The organism is Candidatus Rickettsiella viridis, from assembly GCF_003966755.1.
Lineage (GTDB): Bacteria > Pseudomonadota > Gammaproteobacteria > Diplorickettsiales > Diplorickettsiaceae > Rickettsiella_B > Rickettsiella_B viridis.
In genome coordinates this window covers 620,380-642,844 of record NZ_AP018005.1, presented here as the reverse complement: position 1 = coordinate 642,844, position 22,465 = coordinate 620,380, and the positions used below count along the sequence as shown (strand labels likewise).

The window sequence follows — 22,465 nt, the reverse complement described above, 5'->3', positions numbered from 1 at the left end:
TGGTGATTTTTTTATCATTGCAGCGTAAAACGCGGCAAATCAGTTTCCTTTTTCCTTCTGGGTCTCTTCCCGTCCCCTCTTAATACTTTCAACTAGCTCTTCGGTTGCTTTCTTGATGTCCTCGGCAGAAAAAACAGTCGCTACCTTCGGTGGGTAATGCGTCGCTACTGACATATCTTTTACAATTTCTGCCGCAATACTGAACGCATGCTTTTCAAATTTACCCGATATTTTTTCTATAACCGCTATTTGTCCTTGTGTAGTACTACGATTTAAAAAAGGTGCGGCAAATTGATCGATATTATCCGCCAATAATACGCTTTGTAATTTAGCTGAAATATTCAGCTTACTAAATATATTTAATTCACCGACGCCTAAAATTTCCTCTTCAGCGCTGAACACTTCATCCTGTTCTTCTTCCGTTTTATGGATCGCTAATAAGGCAGATAATGCCGCATCAATTGGTTTTAAATCACTTTGCCCGCTTAAAGTATCCGCTAAATCAGCAATAATAGAAGACTCATCTAATTTATCCAGTGAAAATGTGTCTTTATCTATCACTTTTTTAAAGTTAATCAATCGTTGTTGTAGATCGATCATGACACGATGCGTAGGCAAGCCCACTTTTAAAAACTGATTTAATCGCATCCGTTTCACGGGCAGCGGGTTCGCATAAAATAAACGTGCACGAATAATTTTTGACTTAAATAAAATATGCGCTTCACCTTCACGTTGTTCTTTCAGATCTAATAGATCAATACGCGCACGTTTTTCACTGGAAGCACTGCGTGTATCGGCATAATTATTCAAAAGACTTTCAGCGCGCGTTTGGAAAGCATCCACCTTGGTTACCCAAGCCTCGCCTGCACTTTTCGAGAAGAAATCCCAAGTTTCTAAGGGGTCCTCTAATTTCATACACAATTTTATATTACAGTTTGCGCCGATAGAGGCCGCTTCTTCTTTCGAAGCTTTTTGAAAAGCAGGTAAATCTTGACCGGCAAAAACAATAGAAAAACCTAAGGATCGTGCCTGCGCAGGAACCACGGCAAATCCAGGCACAGCATAGTAACCGTATTCGTCTAATACGCATAAATAAGGCGTCAATGCATTGGTGGGCTTACGTTCGATAATATCGCTATAATCACCCTCTACTTCTTCGCCTAAACCCGCCGCTAACATCGCCTTAAGCGACGCAATAATAATCTTACCCAAATTAGATAATTCATCCGGTGATTTTTCAAACGCGGGTAATAAAACTAATAAGATTCGCCGATTCAATACCACGTCTTTTAAATCAACTTCCGCTAAATTAGTCCGTAAAATATGTCCGTAGGTATCGGCGAGTGATCCAAACACACGGGTTAACTGCATGGTAATAAAACCATGCTGTTCTAAAACTTGAGAAACTTGTTTACCTTTTTTGGATTTATCATAACCCGGTAAGTTGATGAGATAGTTGGTAATCGGCTCCAAGACCAAGTCAGGCACATCATTTAAACTCAATGGCTCTTGACCATCACGTGGAAACACCTTATCTATCACAATGTTTTCTACGCGGGTTAATTCAAAATAATTCCGTACCACATGCACATCTAATAAAATAGCGCCTTGATCGCGCATATAAACCAATAGCTTCATTAATGCCTCAACGAAGACTATCGCACGCCCTTTCCACATATCACCATCGGGCGTCTTGCTGCTGCCGTCCATCAAGCTCACCACGAGCTGCGATAACATACTCGATGAACCATTCGCAAAGGGATTCATAGTATTTGACAAGCGTTTTTCTTGTGGCCCAACGATATCCCGTGCACCTGTCATAAAGTTCACAACCAAAATATCATCTTCACGTCCCATCGAACGCGCCATAGAAAATATTTTAGCGTATAAGCTATTATCGCCTTTTCCATCCACGTAGATAAAACCACTGCCTTGTACCAGCGCATTAAAAGCCAATGAGACTAAGGCTTCTGTTTTACCACTACCGGTCGATCCAAAAATCAAGCAATGGGTACGCATATCATCGTTGCTAAACCAAAGCTCTTCGCCTGTAGAAATTTCATTACCAAACAAGCAAATACCACGTGCTTTACGTGGTTTATTACTACTTGGCATTAAGTCATTATTATCCAGTTGCTTCGCACGCTGCGGCATACGAAATGGTAATGAGGTTTTGCGTGTATAGGCGTACCAAAAAGAAAGAACACCGAGTAATAAAGCAATATCGGCAACGGCGGGAATAAAAAAAGAACCTGAAGCAAATCCGACTAATAAGATAGTGACGGCTTGTGGATTTTTAAAAAAATCAACAAAACGCTGCTCCAACGTACGTGTATCCCGTAGTAATCGACGGGGATCTTGTTCATGTTTTTGTTCTAAACCACGTGCAACAGCAACCATTATTCGGAATCCGGTATATATAAAATATCTTTAATAGCAGCATCCAAACCATTAACCGCTTCATCGACCATCGGCGCCAGTAACCGTCTGCCCATCGCACGCTCAACATTCCAATGCGCAAAAGGTCCAGCTACTTCAGAACAAACGGTTTGTCGCCCCACTGAATTCAACATAAACCATAACGCCCTATCCGTGGGTTTTAACCATAGAAAATCAGCAGATGCTAATACACCGTCTTTTCTTGCTAATTCTAACATCGAAGCCATCACAGTTAACACATAGGCATGGCTATGCATCACTCGGTTAACCGCTTTATTATGCTTATGTTTTTCCCATAAAGCATTAACACCGGAAAAATTAAGCCGCCCTGTTTTGGTTGATTCAGCTATTTGTAATAACAACTTAAGTGCACCATCACGATCATGATTAGCCCGTGCCGCAAAAATCGCTAGCAGCGCTTTAGTTGAAGGTTTTAAACGCTCTACACCTTGCCAATAATCCCCTAATTGCAAGGTAAACGCATGGTGCGCTACATCGCGACGTATCTGCACGGTGGTTTGCTGACGCGGTGCTGACGCCGTCATGGTCAATACTGTTTTTTCTTCGCGGAGCAGTTGATATTTCTTAGCAAACTGCATCGGGGTTAAAGCCATTGCCCAGGCACCTTTATCAATATCCTCTTTAACCAAATTAAGCTTAACCACCGGCGTAATTTGCGGCCAATTCTGCCTTTCCGCCTCAGTTAATGATTTCATGGTATAAACTTTTTTAAAGTTTATATTGATATGGCTAAAGTAAATAATACATGCTAATACAACCAGCACGGCAATAACCGGATAACGTAAGTACTCTCCAACGGTTCGGCTAATATCAAGTAACTGTGAAAATGCGACTGCCGCAGGCGATAAATGCTTTATTTCAGCAGGAAGATAGGCAACACTAGGAAGAAAAAAAGCAATTAGACGCGCTTCCCACGATTTAATAAGCAACGAGAAGCCTACAATTTGTGTATGAAAAAATGCCCACAATAACCAGCCCAGCACAAAAAGGGCAATGATAATCCATAAAGGTGCAAGTGAATTATCGCCTGATTGCTGTTGTGGACCGGGAGAAGGTGGCATCAATAATTATTATTCTATTATAAAATCAATTCGTCGTCCTCTGGTTTCTACCAGAAGATTGACAGCGGGATCCATAAAAAAACCATTCTTTAACATATAATTTTCTATTTCTACATGGATCCTGGCGTTCGCCAGGACAAGGCTCAGGCCTGCTTAACTAAAAAATTCCCGACTAGTTTATAATGACCCGAAGGATGCACTAGACGGACAATATTATGCAGTGTAATGCTACCTTCCTTCAACATAATAAGTTTACGCCCCTCTCGATCTACCCTTGGCTGTTCTGCTGAATCAGCTAAGATAGTATCAGCATTCACCTTCAGCACCACATAGGCATTATTAGGATTCCTATCCGTTAATTGTATAGCTGCTCGGACATCATCCTCATTCTTATAGATAGGCCGACCCATGGAATAATGCACGAGCGAACCAATCACTTCCTGCCACTTTTGTATATTACTACCCTGTGATTGGTAAAGAGAAATGTAAATTTCAGTGGTATTATGCAGCGGTCGAGTCAACGAGCTATTGCCGCTACTGGCGTCTCGCTTCAAGTGATCTAGACCAATATCTGCTTCAAATTGACTGTGTAATTCTTCTAATTTTTTTTTTATACCTTTTAGAAATAAATTAGCTTGCCAGGGACCTTCTTGAATACCTTTGTCTAATATTTTTTTTACTTCTCTAGCAATCTCTATTTCTTGTTCTGAATAAGGCATATAAAACCTATTTATTGTACTTAATGCCGGTGCTATTAAGTGGCGAGACAGTTGACTCAAGACTGTTTTCCATCTCGTTTAGATTGTTAGCCCCCTTTTTTAAAGCATCAATAACCGGTGTTTTAGACCCCGATTTATCTAAAAGAAGGACCTTAATTAACCGCATGATAGAACTGCGCAAATCTTTAATGCCCTCAGTCACTTTTTTAACTTTATCGATAACTGAGGCCTTTCCTCTCACCAGGGCTTTCCCCTTTTCAGCAGAGAACATTGTTCTATTCACCATAAACTTTTCCCTTATTTTTATTATATAAAAAGCTAAACATATTACTATTATGTATCAAAATAAACTTACAAACGAGCCCGCTTGTCATACTGCAGAAAGCCTTGTAACGTTGTCTGATACCCACGAGTTAACCCTATTACCTTAATTAACTCACCCATTTCATTCGGCGAAGTTAAACAATGCACTTGTCGATTAAGATCGACTGCTGCGATTATATTATAACACTCTTCCATATGTTGTAACAAACCACTATTAATCAAAAAAGCCGCCTGTGATGTAAATCCAGCCAAGTCCAAGCCTGTTTCCACGGCATAACGGGCCAGCAAACTAAAATCAACGGAGGCTGTTAGGTCCTGCAACCCAACCAAGACAAAAGGATTGCTATGTCCACGATGCTGATAATAGCACATTGATGTACCTAAACGGCGGTCTGGATGATAGTACTCATGCGCTGGAAACCCATAATCAATAATCAATATCAACCCTCGCTGTAAAGCGGCACTCAGCTTCCTCATCCAATCCGATAAGCCCAAACAAACTTCAGACTCATATCGAACGGTTTCATTAAAATAATTTAATTTTAGCTGCGCTAAACGGCTGGTCTGCTGCACTGATGCAAGCGGTGCATAATGCCAAGTAAAATTATTTTCGGTATGTACCACACGCATTTCTTGAATGCTATTTTCGGTCCATAAAAATTTATGCACGGGCAAGGCATCTACCACTTCATTCGCAATAATAACTCCCGTTAACGGCCTATCAGGCCAATCATCTAGCCATTCAATCAAAGGAAATAAATGTGGAATTTGCGATTTTAGCTTATGCTGTTGGCGCTGTTTCAAATCCGGACTAATTTCTAAAATTTTATATTGTATGGGTAAAGCACCCTTTTTTTCTAAGAATAATAAAAGATCTTGTGCCATCTTACCGGTTCCTGCACCAATCTCTAAAATATCACCACCACCTAACTGCCCAAGTACTTCCTGACATTGCTGTCCTAGACATTGGGCAAATAACGGCGAAATTTCCGGTGCCGTGACAAAATCACCCTGCTCACCCAATTTATTTAAACTCGCGGTATAATAACCCAATTGCGGTTCATACAATGCTAGTTCCATAAAGCGCGCAAAACTGATTGATTGGGTTTTATCCTGCTGAATCGCATGGATGATTAATTGACGCAGCGCTTCGCTTTGCGCTTGATGCGTGGAATTAAGAGATGGCAAACAGCTAAGTGTTTTTGTCGTCATTCTCGTGATACAGGTAAAATTTAAGATGCATAATTCTAATACAGATTCTAAAGTCGTCCTAATCACCGGCGCTGGAAAGCGCGTAGGCGCAACGATTGCTCGGCATTGTCATCGCCAAGGCATGCGCGTGGCCATCCATTATCGCCGCTCAGCCACTGAAGCTGAAGCACTGGCACAAGAACTCAATCAACAACAGCATGATACCGCTATTACCTTACAAGCTGAACTACAAAATACGGCCGCTTATCCTGATTTAGTCAAAAAAGTCATTGAACAATGGGGAAAATTAGATGTTCTGATCAATAATGCCTCTAGCTTTTACCCCACACTCTTCGGTGAAATTACTGAAAAGAGCTGGGATGACTTATTAGGAAGCAATTTAAAAGCCCCACTTTTTTTATCCCAAGCTGCCCTACCTCACTTAAAAAAGCAAAAAGGCTGTATTATTAATTTAGTTGATATCCAAGCCCAACGTCCTCTGAGAAAATATCCAGTTTATTGTGTCGCAAAGGCTGGCCTGGTGATGCTCACCAAATGCTTAGCCAAAGAGTTAGGACCTTCCGTCAGAGTAAATGGCGTTGCCCCCGGTATTGCACTTTGGCCAGACGATGAAACTGAATTTAATCCAACATTACGTGAAAAAATCGTTGGCCGCACCGCACTAAAACGTGCTGGAACTCCGGATGATATTGCCGATGCCGTTACCTTTCTGATCCAGCACGCTAACTATATTACCGGCCAAATTATTGCTATCGATGGGGGCTTATCACTCGATTATTAAGCTTTGTTTACTTAACACTAACAATAAAAAAGAGAGGGTTTCATGCCTAAAGAAAAACAGCCTGATGTTATTTATAATGATAAATTCGATGCAGAATATGCAGAAGAGCTAAAAAAAGCTAAGGCTAATGTGAAGAAATTTAATGAATTACTTAAAGAAGAACCACTGCCAGAAACCGTTAATGTACCTACCATACCGAAAATCCGCGACGCTAATGTTATCCCGCTACCCAATTATCTCTCAGTAAAAATAAAAACACTATTAGAAGAACCTCTGCGTAATCAAGTTCGGCGCTTGGCTCAAGAAAAAAGTACCATTGCAGCGCAGAAAGCGGGGCTGCTTTCTAATATTGGAATACAGTTTTCAACGCTTCTTTCAACGCTTCAAACACCCAATCTGAATAAAGACGCTCTCCTCCAAGCTATCACTAATATCCGAAGATCCATTATAGAGAGCCAGGATAAACTATCAGAATATAGAAGCAAATGGGGTAGTGGTTTCTTCTTTGGGACAATACTTAGAATGGATCTGACGAAGCGTGTCACAAGTAAAAAGCTAATAGATAATTTGATGGCTGAATTAGATACTATTGAAAAAGAAATTGGCTCCCCCGCAGATAATACCGAGGATAAAACAAATAAAGTAAAAGTTCCGCTGGTGTCTTAATCTACTTGAAAGCGACTAAGCTATAATGGCGATATGTGATGCACTTTAGGCTTCCTACTCGAGGTAGACTTGCACACCATGCGTCAAGACAATCCCCAACCTTTTAGGATCAAACTTCAAGCGCAATCCAGCGGAGCTTTAGTAAAGTGTAGCTTTAATCAAACATAATGCAAATATGAGCAAATTTAACGCATCACCCAAAGGGGAAGCCAAATGCACACCTTGCTTCGGCCTCCTCTCACAAACCCGCTTATCACGGCTCGTTGGCTTACTAAGCATGACCTCTGTGCAAGGTACGCTGCAACGGCACATCATCCTTTAGCTGCGTTAAATTATTAATATTCTCAAGTAAATAGCGTAAGTGCTTAGGAACATTATCATATTGATCCTTAATGAAATGTTTTAAAGCCTTTAACTCTACTGAGCCCGGAAGCCATTCATCTGCGATAGGCATTTTTTCTGCTAATGCTTTTAATTTAGCATGCTCAGACAAACGCTCATGCAATATTTTAATTTGGAATGCTAATTGTTCTTGTAATAAGTCATTTAAGTTATTTTTCGTATCTAAACTGACCTGATCATTTTTCAAACAATCGTGTGCCGTACGCAAAAACATCTGTACTGTTATATCATAAAGACGACTATAACCTTTTTTATTATGTATTTTTGATTTGTTTTTATAGACATCGCTATCGCTTTGCAAAATATCTCGTTGTGTTTGCAATATCTGCTTAAAACTAAATAAATAAACACGGTCTATTGAATCAGCAGAATCCTCACTGTCTAAACTTTCAAGTGCGTCAAAGAAGTTATTTGCTTGCTCTTTGCGCAACTTATTAGTAAACCAAAAACTGGAATAACGAGCGCGTTGGCTAGCGATATACTGTTGACGTTGCGTTAAAAACTCTGCATTCGTAGGCGCATTATCAACACTGTTATCGGCCGCCGCAAACGGCGATCTAGCCAGCGTAGCAAGCTCTCTTGTTACACTCATTAAGCGTTGAAAACAATGCGTCACTGACAACCGAGCCTGGTAGTCTTTGCTTATTTTATCTGGAATAGAGCCAAGTTGTTTCTTCATGAGATCCAGATAATATCGCCAACATTTATCACTAAATGAATCACCTAAATTAAGCAGCCCATGGTGCAAATACTGCATAATTTGCTGTCTTTTTCCTTGATTCTTGGTAGAAAAATCAGAGAAATAATCTGCGTAATTTTTATTATTAGCTAATTGATTTGCCTCACAAAGCACGGCAAAAGCCTGTGGCAGCGCCTCAATGCTAGGCGTATTTATTTTAAAATAGTCTTCACGTAGCGTTACGATAGCCTTTTCTGGAATTTTTTTGTCTTTGAGCGCATTGCTGTCTTTAAAGAAAGCCAAATCACCTTCAAGTCTATGCCTACTTCGATTAGCTATGCTATCCAAGTAACTAAGCATATACTCCTTTTCAGTAGGATATTTTTGTGTATAACTATCAATTTGCTCCAAAATTTTTAAAACAGTTGAATACCATTGCGGATCCTGACTTAAATCTTTCCACTGCTTGAGCAAATAGCCTAGTATACCGCTATTCACTTTAGCATCATTGCTTACTTTCAATAATTGCAAATCATAGCCAAGTTCAGATACATTTCGACCAGTAATACTATCCACGTATTCAAGCATAAACGCTTTTGCACTAGGATATTTTTGTATATAGCTATCAATTTGCTTCAAAATTTCTAAAACAGTTGAATAGCATTGCGGATCATGACTTAACTTTTCCCACTGCTTGAGTAAATGGCCTAGTATATCGCTATTCACTACCTTAGCATTTTTGATGCACGAAACAAACGCGCGCATCTGCTTCAGGCATGGCTCAATTTCCTCAGGATCCGCATTTAAAATCTCTAAAAAAATATCGCGTAATTTGGTTTGATTAGCTTGAGATAATTCACGTATGTCGTTAAATAAAAGAAAGCTATTTTCAAGCAATGCTAAGCAATTTATTTTTTTATTAGCAAAATTTTCAGCCAAAATTAACTGTATTTCATGTGGAATATTTGAATATTTTGCTAGCAAGCTAAAAAACATATGATTTTGCTTTGGCGACATACTTTCAAAACAATTTAAATAAGCGTTATAAAGCGCTTTTTTATCCGGAGCTACCACTATTGTATACTCTACCGCTGGCGGTATTATCCCTTGTTGAGATAAAAAACTATTTAAGGCATCACCTGCCTCTTTAACCGCTATTATGCTATTTTCACAATATTTGGAAGCGTTTCTACCCTGCACAAATTTCAGATGTTCATTAATATAGCTTAAGGGAACATGCGCCGGTAAATTTACCAACGGTCTAAAGCTTTTTTCCAAAAACGCCGAATCTTTTGTCTGGCTGTTTAATAATCGAATTAATTCTTCACAGTCAGCTTGGCTTATTGCTAAACGCCGGCTTAAAAAATACCAGAAATCTCCCTGCCCCACAGCCGATACTTCAGACAAACAATCCGGCGCAGGTAGATAACTCAATCCCTCTTGGTTTGGCGCCAAACATATACTAAACAAAGGCATGATCACATGAGGTGTCTTCTCTAACGCTGCTGCATTTTCCTCAAGGTAGCTTAATAACTGTACTACCCGAACCTCTGAGTCACCATCCAGGTTGCTCAGTAGATTAAGAATATCAGCAATATCAGCTTTATTCGTGTGACACATTAATAATTTTGTGACGTTTGGATCCCTTGCAAATACCTCTTCAATATATTTTATATTGCTAAAATGATTCCAAAAATAACTATACACGGCCTGTGTAAAGCGCTCAGTAAACTGTAAAAAATCAGGTGCAACATACGCTGTTTTAATAATATTCATCATTAGTTTAAGCAGAGCATCATTTTTCGCTATATCCTCTGCACTTAACTCGCTATATGGTTTTTTAGTAAGCCATGGTTGACTGAAAAAACACTGCGCAAATTTGACATAGTTAGCAACATGCTCATCGCCTGCGGCGCTTAATACTTCAACTAACGCTGTCCATGCACTACAAGAAACACGGTATGCCGAAGCGTTTTGCACTATTTCTGTTAACCCGGCAAATAACACAATACGGTTCTTTTCTTGTTGAAGTACTGCTGTATTATTAGATGAGTCTATACTCGCAGCGTATAATTGCCTGTAAAGCTTATCTAGGTCTGTATAAAACGCTGCTACAAGCTCAGCATTTTCTCTAAGCAGGTATTTCTCTACACCGACTAACCATTGCTGGTAAAAATTAATGACGGTCTCTCTATCCGCTTCATGTGCTGTATTTTGCCCTGGCAATGGGCTATACGGAATAATAGCGCCTTTTGATGAATGCGTTTCCATTACATTGGATAGCTCAGCAGGTTGATCGGCTGGCACTTCAGTAAAAGTAATCGCAGCTAAACAATTATTAATTAAGGTATTTAAACTTGTAAGTACCTTTATAAGCTCGGGATAATCACTATTTTTATCTGTTTTATCTGGATGATAAACAACTAACTTTTTTCGCAGGTCTTTACGTAAACTCTGTAGTCTCTCTTTATCTCCTGCCGATAAACTTTTTTTATCAAGCTTTTCTTTCCAGAAATTTAAATCTGCTGTGGCTTGTTTTTCTGCTTTCTCTGCTAATGAATCAGTTCTAAGCGCTGTGCTAGCTTTAGGTATAAAATCCAATAATAAAAAGCAATCCAGATCCATATACCGCGCACAAAATATTTCCCACTCCTTCGCCGCTTTGTCGAAAAATTCTTGATAGACTTCGTCACTATCACCTGATTTTCCAGTAAGACGTGCATTCCAAATAGCTTCTATTTTTTTCGACTGTCTAGCCAAGCATCACTCAATTCTGCATGCTGAGGAATTGCTTTACCGATATATTGATGCAATACCTGCTTAACATTACCCGTCATTGATGCAATCATAAACTCTTTGCGACGTAAAAAATCCTCTTGTTGTTGCTTAATTTCAGCGCTTAATTGCACCACCGAACGCACTTTAATATAGTTTTCACGACTGCTTGCGTTAGATAACCAAGCAAATTTTTCAGAGTCCTTATTATTATGTTTATTTATCTTTTCATCTAAATGGGTAGACTGTTCCTGCCTAATCTCTTCGAGTCTTTTTTTATAATGTGGAGAATTAGAAAATCCACTGTATTGCTTGTGTATGGTCGAAATATCAAAAATATCTTGACACGTTCCTCGCGCACCATTACGTCCTTGGCGTCCATATTCCTGCTTGGTGACACGTGGGCTGGTTGCATAGGTGCGTAATACCATCAGAACTTTTTCTGATTCTGGTTTTATATCGGTGCCGCGCCCTAAACGTGAACTAATCGTTACTGCAGCCTTACGCCCAGCATCTGGCACAATCTGACTTTCTGTTTTACCACTATCATTCGTATCGACGACAATAGCGCTAGCATTATAATCAGGCTGCACTAATTTCAATTGCGCATTTATTTTTGTAGCAATACGTTTAAGGGCAATATCATCTTCACAGGTAATTAATATCGGTTGATCATTATGGCGAATAATCTTAGCTACTAAGCTCTCGATTTGCGCCTGTTCAGACTCACAAAACTCACTCGGTAAAAATTCTGTTCTTATTTCCTCGTGACTCGGTGGTTTTACGACATGCTTAATCCCATAAACCGCTTCATAAGTCTCTAGATCATGCTGATTCCCTGCTGTACCGGTACAACCTTCTAATTTACAGTAATATTTTTTCAGTAAATAAGGCGCATTTTCCGATAAAGCAATTTCTGTACAAGGTTCAACAAAATAATTCGGCGTTTCGCCAGCAACTGTCGCTTCTTTATTTAAGCGTACATGTAAAAATTGCTGCACTAAATCACTATAGGTAGAACCTTGTCTAATTTGATTATCAATCACTACTTTAGCAAAACGCGTATGAACAACCGTATTGCCAGCCAATGTTTTTAATTCAGGCCTTTTACAGAAATGAACACCTTCTTTTAAACCATCCGCCGTATGTGCAGCCGTCAGCAATTGCTTTAATTTTTGATCACGTTTTTCAAGCGCTTCAGCATTATTATCCAAAGCTGGAATAATATATTTCTGAAAAAAAGTAGATTGTTTAGGCGCTTGTTTAAGACATTCTTGCAAATAGCGACATAACGGCTTCAGATGTTTATCACGTGAGATACGCGGATCAGATTCAAAGTCCTGTTTATTTTGCAAATAAAAATCGTAAGCCGCTCTATAAACCCATTCATCTAAATTATAAACCGCATCACTGTCTCGGCTATCTGAATAATTAAACTGTGTTTTCTCGTCCTTTAAAACATGGTCACATTCATCTAAAAAGGCAACACGATTATTGGTATAAAGATTAATTGCCTGCTCGCCTTGCCAGATATGCCTGGATTGAAACAAGCTAAAATTACCGATAGTCGCATAATTGATAGCACCTACTGTACCCATATTCTCTAAAGAAGAAGCTACTTTATAAGCCTCTGCTGCAGAACTTTCGGCAATATAGGCATGTTGAATACCCATCGCATCCAATACCGGCGCAAACTCTTCATGATCGCGTTTTGATAGACTTTCTTTAGCACTGAATACATCCACTACAAAACCGGTTAACGCCAAATAGCTAGCACGCATCACCGTGATAATGCTTTTCCCTTGTCCGGTACGAACTTGATGCAGCAAACTTTCATCGTTATAAAGTGCTGCATAAATTAAATCCAGCATTTGTGTGTGATTTGCCCATTTGCCCGATTTACGCAGTAAAATTTCCCGCATACAGGCCAATAAACGCGCTGAGCTCTGATGCTTGCTCTCAGCAGAAAACGCTGCTTTTAATCCTAGCAAGTTTTGCTGCAGAATTTTTTGTAAATCTTGCATTGGCTTGAGATGCAATTGTTCCGCTTCAGCATAGCTATTAGTGTAATAAAAAAGATTAAGCAATTTTTTTTGTTCGTTATTGCTCAGCTGCGTTTGTCCTTTACGCTTTATCCCTTGCAACACCCGATCTAAACTTTCTTTATCTTCCAAACTAAGACTGTAATGCCGCTTAGAACTTCCATCGGCTTTTCTTGCTTGCTCTACGGATTCATAATGATGAATGATTTCTTCTGCCGAATGCAGTTTCTTTTCAGTCATTAAGCGTTTAAGCAAGCTAACAGCAGGATAAGGGGGGGCAGCATAATAGACTGCAAGCGCTTTTAATTCGCCTACAGGCAAGCTCGTCAGCGCCAGTTTGAGATTTATAACGTCTCTATTATTATTTGATAAATCTATATCGCTAACCGCCTGCGTTAAAATCATTTGTAGGTATGGTTGTTTTACCGTATCACTGATTGTAAAAACACGGTTTAAGCCAGTGGCATCTATTAACCCTTTCTGTACCCATTGAATTAATGCAGTCTGACTTTCTGCCCATAATGAAGTTAAAATGTCATTAGATTCGCCCTCTAAATCAGGAAATACTTGATCAGCCGTTTTGCTAACCCTAGCAAGCACTTCCGAGCAAAATGATTTTTCTACTGCCATTGCCTCAATCAGCTGACTGCTGCTACTTAACCAATGCGTACTCGCCTTAGCTGCATGCAGATGCAATAAAACCTGCTCTGCTTCCTCAATATGAGCGCTATCAATACCGTTTTGTAAAATTAATTTAATTAAAGTGGATTTACATGAACTAGGTAGTGCGTTTCTCATCACGCGATCAATCGCTTTTTGCTGCTTTATCTCAGCAACGGCCTTAAGCTTATTTAAACTCGCATTGATTAGACTGGCATGAGGGTTTTTAATAGCCTCGTTCAGTACCGTATTCAGTAAATCTACCGGATAATGCTGCTGTGAGATGGTATTTTTATCTATTAAGCAATTTAACCAGCTTATTAATTGTGGCACCGAATAATAAAGCTTAGGATTAGATGTCTTTACTTTTTCTAATAAACAGCCAATTAATTGCCCTACTTCGTTGTAATGGATTTTTTTATCCAAGCGAATAAAAAACTTAGCTAAGTTTTTCATCTGTTCCTGGCAGTCTAGATCTGACTTAACCGCAAGGCGCGACATTAATTTATTCAGTAATGATAAATTTTGCGCTTTAAACCCCTCAAAAAAGTTTTTCTCTACATATTTCTTAGTTTCCTGACATTCTTGCGTGTTAAGTGGTCTAAAATCAGCATCCTGATAGCCAACAGTACAACCTTTTTGCACCCATTGTTCTATTATTTGTCTTCTTTCACGCGCAGGATCGCTCGCCTTTGAGATAGATTCATAAGCACTTTTAAGCTCTGTATATTCAGGCAAATAACGCGATGTAGAAAAATCAATGGACTGTAGTTGTTTTTCAAGCAATAGCACTTGATCTCGCTGCCTTGAATCTGTTCTTACTACTTTAAAGGGTTGCTTTCCTTGGTCGATGTCATTCAATAACCAAGGATAGTAGTTTAGCAACGGCGCTAATTCTTTTTTCTGCGATACAAGCTGGATAAGTTTAACAAATTGATCTTTATTATCATCGCCATAGCATTGAATCGCACGTCCACAGTTATTAATAAAAACAATGGATTCATCCGAAGATAACTTTTTCAAGCTTGGCAAAGAACGATTTTCTAACAAGGTCTTAGCCAAAAACGCGATGTCACTAAAACGGATTTTTAGGGTGCCCGTCAATAAATTAGCATCTAAAACCAGTTGCTGATTGATCCACCGCAAAATTCCAATATCACAACTTTTCAAAGCGGTAAAATAGCTGGATATTTCCGTTGCGGAATGATCTTCTGCACGATCAACGCCTAAAGCAATACAAGCCAGATACATACGCGTTATAAGATATGGTTTTTCTTCACCTTCAATTTCAGCTAGGCCTGCGGAAAGGTTTTCTCTAAAGCGATTAAAATCAGCAAAATCAAGCCGAATGCGTTGACTCGCATAACGCAATGCTTGCAACTCGATAAAATCAGCTGAAATTGCGCCATCCCATTTAACAGCATAGCTTTTTTCATCACTATCAGCAGAGGATGCAGTAAATCCAGTTAATTTTGTCTGTGCATGCCAGTAAGGGTAATCGTCGTATTGATTTGCATAATAAAAACCATTATGGCGCCAATCTATCTGAGCTATATGATTTAAAATATCCTGCTGAATTTGATAGCCTGCCGCTTCAGTATCGACTCTTTTTAATACACGATAAAGCCTATCAAGGAATACCTGTGCCTGAAAATTCTCATTACCCTCTAAACACTGGAAAAATGCAACTTTATTAATAATAAGCTGCTTTGATTCAACTAAGTCCAGTACTTTTTGAAAGGCATACCATAAATCTGCATAATGCATCTGACCGGTTGCTGCACCATGCGCATCAACTAATTTCCACCATAGCACTTGATAGTCTGGTTTATCTTTTAAAGTAACCATGCTGAGCGCATAAGCATCGATCTCTGCTTTATCCAATAACTCTGACCAATTTAGCGAACTATCTAAAAATCGCTTTTTCCATACGGCAAAATGATCAGCGCCAAATTTTTTATAGATTTGATTTGCAAGAAATAAGAAATGTTGTGTCCCTTGATTGTCTCGTCCTTGATTTTCTATATCATAAAAATTAAACAGCTGACCAAATGCCTTGAGATTCGACTCAGTCAAAGTGATAGCACTCTCTGCGGCAAATAAATCGTTAATTAATGCACTAGAAATAGATGGATATTTATTTATGACCCATTTTTTTACTATTTCCAAGCAATCTTTAAAATCACCCGCCGTTATAGATTTAACAGAAGGGTTAAGATCAAAATATTGTATGCTAGTAGCAATATTTTCGTCGCGTAGTGCATCGCCGGTTAACCTTTTAGTTAGCACGGCCCTAGCATTATTAATCCGTAGTGAATCCTTATCTTCTAGCACTAGATATTTCCATACCGTTAAAGCCTCATGATCGGATAATGGATCGGATAATGTTGCATTAAATGTCTTTCTAAACTGACGAAAATCCCCTTTAAATTCACTTTCCAAGCGTGCTGGGTGAAGTTGTACCGTAAATGGATTACGTTTTTTTAAAACTAAAGCTGCGCGTGCTCTGAGATCTTGTTTTTCACGTTTTTCATCAAAACATAAAATTAAGCCTTTATTTCTTGAATAGCTTAAATAAAAACCGGCCGGAAGATTATCTTTGGAGAAACCCAAGCGAAACTGAGGCGCATTCTGCATTATTTTTTGTACGGCCTGTGGTTGAATTTTCTCAATCACCTGCGCTGCATTTTTTTCACTACCTACCCACAGAGAAAACAACTGCGCTAAATCACCTTGAGTCCAACCCGATGCATTTTTAATATCTGCGGCTAGCACTTCCCACATTGACTCGCATTCTAAGTCGATATTGTCACGACTAATAAGACTTCTTTCATCGCCAAAAAACTGAGTAATTTCCTGTTCTTGCTCTTGTTCCTGTTCCTGCTCTTGTTCCTGCTCTTGTTCCTGTTGAAATTCTTGTGTTACTTCTTGCTGCAACTGTTGCTGAATGCCTGGCGTTTGTGCAGAGAGTGGATATAAAATATCGTCACCATCAAACGGCTGTTCTTTTTTAGCATCTTGATCCGCAATAATGACTTCTGCATTTAATTGACCGTCCGCAGCGGCATAAATAGACTGAGTATTCTTTTCTAAAGACGCTTGACGACGTTTTATTTGATTATCCAGAATCTTATTTTGAACCTCACGATACAGTGCTTTTACGGCACAAGCGTTTTTATCTTCATAAGCCTCTCTGTCCCAAGCGGGTATACGAATTAAAACTGCTAAATCCTCAGCGGCCTTTTTCTGCAGTAATAATAAAATATTTTTGCTATTTATATCTTTAATATCTAAATTATATAAAAGCACTTCGCTGCGATCATTCGCAAATATTCCATTGCGCCTATTTAAAACAGTAATTAACCCGCCAAATGCATGTTGATTTATCTCCGATAAATCATCCGGCATAATCAATGCCAAGCTATCAAATAAAGGGCCGCAACCTTTTCCTAGTTGGTCAAACTGTCTAATTTTTTCTGATAGATGAACAATATATTCAACAGGTTTATCACTTAAACTTCCGGCTAAATCAAAGGTACAACTAAGATTTGGCGCAGGTTCTTGTTCAGTACTATTCCAAATAGCCGCATAGTTATTTTCCAAAGCTGTAAAAAAGCTATCTAAGCCTTCTCTACCCATTTGAGCCATTTGTATAAAAGCCCAGGCTGAGTTATGTGTATCTAATTTATTTTTATGGCTTTCACTGCAGAAAGTACCGCGCCAATCTTTATTAAACTGAGTGATGGTGTTAATTAAATCCAAATCTAGCGTAGTACCCTGCTCTTTAAAGAAGTGAATCATTTTCAAACCAGTCATCTTCCAAAGCGTTTTACGTTTTGCTAGATCCTCATTGGCAGTTTGAAGGTACTCCGCGGCGAATGCCGCTAAAAATCGATTGCGCGCCGCACAATGTAAGGGGTAGGTATAGCAAGTATCTAAGTCATGCGTAGAATTATCGATCGGAAAAATTTCTCGCAAATACGGATCGTAGTTAAATAATTCTGCTACCCGAGCATTTTTACTCGCTATAGTAGGATCTTTACTCGCTATAGTAGGAAAAGCTAGCCGCGCTAGTTTGGCATGATAAACAATTTGCAAGGCAGCAATCAGATCAATTGTTTCAAAGCCAGGCTTAGCAAGTGTTAATGCTTTTTCATTATTGTCGAGTACAAATAAACGCTTATCAAATTTGTCTAATACTTTGTCTACCGACACATCTTCTAAAGGAGAAAAATCGCTTAATAGCGTAGGAATGGCTTTTTCTTCGTCATGCCGAATCAATTCATTAACACTAAAATTTGTGAATGGTTTACGATGCAAAAAGGCCTTTTTAGTTTGCTTTCTGTGCTTAGAATCATTCCTAAATTGAATTTGTGCCCATTCGCACAAGCTAAACACAGGAACATTATAGCGGTAGGTTTTTACATCGGCCTGCTTTTTACAAGCTGGAAAAATTCGACCAAATAAAACCGCATGCCAAGCCTCTTCTGCAGTCATTTCCATATCATTAAGTTGTGTATTTTGCGCAGTATCTACTAACTCTGTTCGAATATGATATTTTTTAAAAATATCCTCTACGTTTTTTTCTATTTTAATATCTTGATTCGTATAGGCGATCCATTGCTGGTTTTTTTTATTTAAAAGAATCCATAATGGCTTATCTTCCGTACGAATATTAACAAATAAAGTTTGGAAAGACTTCCATTGTGATCCGCAAAAATGCTCAAATTCGTCAATATGATAAGGCGCATAATTGGGTGTATCGATACCGTCTTTAGACTCGACGTGTAATCCATTGCGACTTAAAAAGTGTATTACAACGGCACGATCAGGCGTGTATGTTGATGCTGACACCGAAGAAAGCGAAGAAAGCAAAGAAAAAGCAGAGTGAGCCTGTGAAGAATAGACATATGAAAATAGGGCATGATCTCTGGAAAAAGGATAACCTTCGATGGTTTTTCTAAGCCGGTCCTTACTTATATCATACCACTCAATGGTTCCTCCCCAACATTTACGTGGATCCGTACAAGGTTTAGTAAAACAAAACGGTTTTTTAACATTATCTATTAATTCTCTGTTTAGAAAATCTCTAAGGAAACATTCACTTATAAATTTATGCTTCTTAAGCCACGCATGTCTTTGGTGAAGTTGTGCTAATACCTTAGTTAAATCAAGTATATTAATCCTATCCTCGAAACTTTTTTTTACATTAGCCCCTGCGCTCCAGATTTCACGCTCAAATTTACTTTTATATTCGGAAATAAGTGTTTTATAAAAAGCATCTTTCGAAAGGCGATATATGTCAAGCTTGAGTACATCTTCATTAACCTTCTCTCTCCTTTCTCTCGCTTCTCTTTTTGCTTGAGCGAGTTTATCATCTAGTTTTTTTTGTAGTCTTGTTTTAATTTCATCGTCATAGTATAAAATCCAGCTGTTCTCCAACAATGCACGAATATCATTAAGCATAATTGAAGTTACTTTCTTCACGTCACATTCAAGCATATAAAACCTTATTATTATAATATTTTTTATAGTCACCTAACATTAAAACAAATATAACTTAAGGAATTATTAATTTTCATTGGCATACATAATTTTGCATATGGATATTAATAAAAAAACAACATAAATAATAAAAAATTCATACCTCATCAAGACTTTAAGCTAGACTGATAATATTGAAAAATGTGTAAATAAAAAGTAAACACCCACATAATTTTTGCTTAACAATGGATACTTAGCCTTAACTAAATAGCAATGAGCCCTTGAACGAATAAGGCTTGTTTTTGTCTATAAATAGGACTAAAATGGTCCCAATTAAATATTTAAAGCCCCCCTTATTAAGAGGGCGATTGTTCTTTGCCTATGTTACGACTCAGCAAACTAACGGATTATGCCATGGTAACGATGGCCTATTTGGCCAAGCACCCGGGACAACCCAGTAATGCAAGAAATATCGCCGAAAAAACCGGTGTTTCCTTAGCCACCACCAGCAAGCTATTAAAACGTTTGGCTAGGCACCAGCTATTGCTGGCCCATCGTGGTATTCAGGGTGGCTATCAACTGGCGCTACCCCCGCAAGACATTCCACTCGGAAAAATCATCCAGGCCTTAGAAGGTCAAATTGCTTTAACGGCATGCAGCCATTCAAATCGGCCGTGTGGCGTAGAAAAACAGTGTATGATTCGCGATAATTGGCGTAATATCAGCGCCTTTATTCAGGGTACCTTATTTCATATCAGCGTGGCCGATCTGATAGAGCCCCTGCGATTAAAATCGCTATTAAAACAACCTTTAGCTCAACTAGAGAATGCTTCATGACAGATGCCGCTTTAGATAAATTACTCCAACAGGACTATCAACATGGATTTGTCAGTGACATTGAGTCCGATACGCTACCCTGCGGGCTCAGCGAATCGGTGATACGCACGATTTCTGCTAAAAAAAATGAACCTGAATTTCTGCTGGAATGGCGCTTAAAAGCTTACCGTCATTGGCTCACCTTATCTGAGCCCCATTGGGCGGATTATATGCATTATCCAGCTATCGATTATCAAGCGATAAGCTATTATTCGGCACCTAAAGTAAAAAAACAGCTAAAAAGCCTAGATGAGGTTGATCCCGAACTACTGCGCACCTATAACAAATTAGGTATTCCGCTAAAAGAACAAGAATTTTTAGCCGGTGTCGCTGTCGATGCCGTCTTTGACAGCATTTCTGTGGCCACCACCTTTAAAGAAAAACTGCGTGGTATGGGTATTTTATTCTGTTCCTTTTCAGAAGCAGTACAAGAATATCCCGAACTCGTTAAAAAATACTTAGGTACTGTCGTTCCCGCGCAAGATAATTTTTTTGCTTGTTTAAATTCAGCGGTATTTACCGACGGTTCATTTTGCTATATTCCCAAAGGGGTACGTTGCCCAATGGAACTTTCCACGTATTTTCGGATTAATGCCGCAAATACTGGTCAATTTGAAAGAACACTGATCATTGCCGATGAAGGCAGTACCGTCAGCTATTTAGAAGGCTGTACCGCGCCACAACGCGATGAAAATCAATTGCATGCCGCAGTAGTAGAATTAGTCGCACTCGATAATGCAACCATTAAATATTCCACCGTGCAAAACTGGTATCCCGGTGACAAAGAAGGAAAAGGTGGCATCTACAACTTCGTGACTAAACGCGGCCATTGTCGTGGTGTTAATTCAAAAATTTCTTGGACACAAGTTGAAACTGGTTCTGCGATTACTTGGAAATACCCGAGTGTTATTTTACAAGGCGATCATTCCACCGGTGAATTTTATTCTGTTGCCGTTGCCAACCATAAACAGCAAGCAGATACCGGAACCAAAATGATCCATATTGGTAAAAACACTAAAAGTACCATTTTATCTAAAGGTATTAGCGCTGGTAACGGACAAAATACCTATCGCGGCTTGGTTAGGATTGCACCCAGCGCTGAAAATAGCCGTAATTACACCCAATGCGATTCCTTATTAATTGGTGATCGTTGTACAGCACATACTTTCCCCTCGATTGAAACCAAAAACCAAACCGCACAAGTAGAACACGAAGCATCTGCCTCAAAAATTAGTGACGACCAGCTCTTTTATTGTCAGCAGCGTGGTATAGCCACGGAAGATGCCTTATCGCTTATTGTCAATGGTTTCTGTAAGGCGGTCTTCAAAGAGCTACCGATGGAGTTTGCCGTAGAGGCACAAAAATTATTGGGCGTAAGCCTGGAAGGTAGCATTGGTTAATGTACTCTTCGCACTTGAACGTTTGGCGGCGTTGCCACTCAACTCGCAATCCTCATGTATGTTATATACACTCCGGTTGCTCGTTTTCGCGGCGCCTTGCCAAACGTCCCATTGCTGTGAGTACTCAATACAGACAAATTATAAGTAAATTCAACTTTTAAAAAAATATGTTAAAAATTCAAAACTGTCACGCAGAAATCGATAACAAAACCATTTTACGTGGTATTAATCTGGACATAAAACCCGGCGAAGTACATGCGATTATGGGACCTAACGGTTCCGGTAAAAGCACCTTAGCCAACGTGTTGGCTGGACGCGGAAGTTATACACTCACTCAAGGTAGCATCCGTTATTTAGATCAAGACCTGTCGAAATTATCACCCGAACAACGCGCTCAAGCCGGTTTATTTTTAGCGTTTCAATACCCGGTAGAAATTCCTGGTGTGAGTAACGTTTATTTACTTAAAGCCTCTTTAAATGCGATTCGCAAAGCACGCGGCGAAACAGAGCTGGATGCAATGGATTTCTTAGCACTGGTCAAAGAAAAATTAAAATTAGTTGAAATGGATCAAGACTTTCTTTATCGATCCGTCAATGAAGGTTTTTCTGGCGGTGAAAAAAAGCGCAATGAAATTCTGCAAATGGCGCTGTTAGAACCTAAGCTAGCCGTTCTAGATGAAACCGATTCTGGTCTTGATATCGATGCCTTAAAAATAGTTTCTAATGGTGTTAATCGTCTGCGCTCACCCGAGAGAGCCATGATATTGATTACGCATTATCAGCGCTTACTCGATTATATAAAGCCCGATTATGTACATATTCTTGCGGGAGGAAAAATCATTCGATCAGGTGATTTTACCTTAGCGCAAACCTTGGAAAAAGACGGTTATTCTACGATCCTACAAGAAGAATCGGTGGCTTAAA

12 protein-coding genes are annotated in these 22,465 nt (G+C 39.1%); 5 read left to right on the top strand and 7 right to left on the bottom strand.

Features of this window, described 5'->3' with window-relative positions:
• Positions 1 to 39: 39 nt before the first annotated feature.
• The 5 genes from DMP02_RS02950 to DMP02_RS02930 all read right to left on the bottom strand — a co-directional run bounded on the left by DMP02_RS02950 (position 40) and on the right by DMP02_RS02930 (position 5,776).
• Complete coding sequence (locus DMP02_RS02950; protein WP_126322595.1) at positions 40 to 2,400, bottom strand: TraM recognition domain-containing protein; 2,361 nt, start codon at positions 2,398 to 2,400, stop codon at positions 40 to 42.
• Entirely contained in the window at positions 2,400 to 3,521 is a 1,122-nt protein-coding gene (icmP, locus tag DMP02_RS02945; RefSeq protein WP_126322594.1) for a type IVB secretion system coupling complex protein DotM/IcmP, read from the bottom strand. The genes DMP02_RS02950 and icmP overlap by 1 nt, the downstream gene beginning before the upstream one ends.
• Positions 3,522 to 3,664: 143 nt before the next feature.
• Positions 3,665 to 4,240, bottom strand: a complete 576-nt coding sequence (icmQ, locus tag DMP02_RS02940) for a Dot/Icm secretion system protein IcmQ (protein WP_126322593.1) — start codon at positions 4,238 to 4,240, stop codon at positions 3,665 to 3,667.
• Positions 4,241 to 4,247: 7 nt separating this feature from the next.
• Positions 4,248 to 4,526, bottom strand: a complete 279-nt coding sequence (locus DMP02_RS02935; protein WP_126322592.1) for a hypothetical protein — start codon at positions 4,524 to 4,526, stop codon at positions 4,248 to 4,250.
• Positions 4,527 to 4,591: 65 nt separating this feature from the next.
• On the bottom strand, positions 4,592 to 5,776 hold the full coding sequence (locus DMP02_RS02930) for a class I SAM-dependent methyltransferase (RefSeq protein ID WP_126322591.1): 1,185 nt from the start codon (positions 5,774 to 5,776) through the stop codon (positions 4,592 to 4,594).
• Positions 5,777 to 5,801: 25 nt separating this feature from the next.
• Between DMP02_RS02930 and DMP02_RS02925 the strand changes: the two genes are divergently transcribed.
• Together DMP02_RS02925 and DMP02_RS02920 are read left to right on the top strand one after the other, a co-directional pair.
• Positions 5,802 to 6,557, top strand: a complete 756-nt coding sequence (locus DMP02_RS02925) for a pteridine reductase (RefSeq protein ID WP_126322590.1) — start codon at positions 5,802 to 5,804, stop codon at positions 6,555 to 6,557.
• Positions 6,558 to 6,599: 42 nt separating this feature from the next.
• Positions 6,600 to 7,223 carry a hypothetical protein gene (locus DMP02_RS02920; protein ID WP_126322589.1) on the top strand — a complete coding sequence of 208 codons (624 nt, stop codon included), beginning with the start codon at positions 6,600 to 6,602 and terminating at the stop codon, positions 7,221 to 7,223.
• A gap of 271 nt (positions 7,224 to 7,494) precedes the next feature.
• Here the strand turns inward: DMP02_RS02920 and DMP02_RS02915 are convergent, their stop codons facing one another.
• Together DMP02_RS02915 and DMP02_RS02910 are read right to left on the bottom strand one after the other, a co-directional pair.
• The gene (locus DMP02_RS02915) at positions 7,495 to 11,064 is read right to left on the bottom strand and encodes a hypothetical protein (RefSeq protein WP_126322588.1); all 3,570 of its coding nucleotides are present in this window, start codon (positions 11,062 to 11,064) and stop codon (positions 7,495 to 7,497) included.
• Positions 11,040 to 19,247 (bottom strand): hypothetical protein, encoded by an 8,208-nt coding sequence (locus tag DMP02_RS02910; protein ID WP_172593967.1) that lies wholly within the window; start codon positions 19,245 to 19,247, stop codon positions 11,040 to 11,042. Before DMP02_RS02910 ends, DMP02_RS02915 begins: the two co-directional genes overlap by 25 nt.
• A 399-nt stretch (positions 19,248 to 19,646) precedes the next feature.
• Between DMP02_RS02910 and DMP02_RS02905 the strand changes: the two genes are divergently transcribed.
• From DMP02_RS02905 to sufC, 3 genes are all read left to right on the top strand, one after another.
• The gene (locus DMP02_RS02905) at positions 19,647 to 20,102 is read left to right on the top strand and encodes an SUF system Fe-S cluster assembly regulator (RefSeq protein ID WP_126322586.1); all 456 of its coding nucleotides are present in this window, start codon (positions 19,647 to 19,649) and stop codon (positions 20,100 to 20,102) included.
• Positions 20,099 to 21,541, top strand: coding sequence for a Fe-S cluster assembly protein SufB (sufB, locus tag DMP02_RS02900; RefSeq protein ID WP_126322585.1), 1,443 nt, complete (start codon positions 20,099 to 20,101; stop codon positions 21,539 to 21,541). The genes DMP02_RS02905 and sufB overlap by 4 nt, the downstream gene beginning before the upstream one ends.
• A 167-nt stretch (positions 21,542 to 21,708) precedes the next feature.
• Positions 21,709 to 22,464, top strand: a complete 756-nt coding sequence (gene sufC / locus DMP02_RS02895; protein ID WP_126322584.1) for a Fe-S cluster assembly ATPase SufC — start codon at positions 21,709 to 21,711, stop codon at positions 22,462 to 22,464.
• Position 22,465 lies beyond the last annotated feature (1 nt).